Here is a 269-nt window from a genome sequence, read left to right as displayed (position 1 = left end):
CCTCGATGAACCGGCCTCCCAGCGCTTGTGCAAGTGCCTGCGCAAGCGTCGACTTTCCGCACCCTGATACGCCCATCACAACGATATGTGTGATCACGTCTCCTCCACGCAACGTCCTGAGATCAGTTCACCGGCGTAAACTTGAGTTGATCGATCGGCGTGACCTTGTCCGTTCTCGTGAGTGCGTACTGCGTTTTGGGTCCAAGCCAGCGGTCAAAAATCTGGCTCATCTCGCCGCTTTGCTCCATCGCGTTCAGCGCCTTGTTCAC

General features: G+C 56.9%; 1 protein-coding gene. It reads right to left on the bottom strand.

Annotated features, from left to right (window positions below):
- On the bottom strand, positions 1-76 hold a 76-nt coding region (locus tag SB689_RS23250; RefSeq protein WP_410694417.1), incomplete at its 3' end, for an AAA family ATPase.
- Positions 77-269 lie beyond the last annotated feature (193 nt).

It is taken from the genome of Chryseobacterium sp. SIMBA_038, from assembly GCF_046535115.1.
In the GTDB taxonomy this organism is placed as follows: domain Bacteria; phylum Bacteroidota; class Bacteroidia; order Flavobacteriales; family Weeksellaceae; genus Chryseobacterium.
Note: the sequence above shows the minus strand (reverse complement) of the source record. Positions and strands in the feature narration are given on the sequence as shown.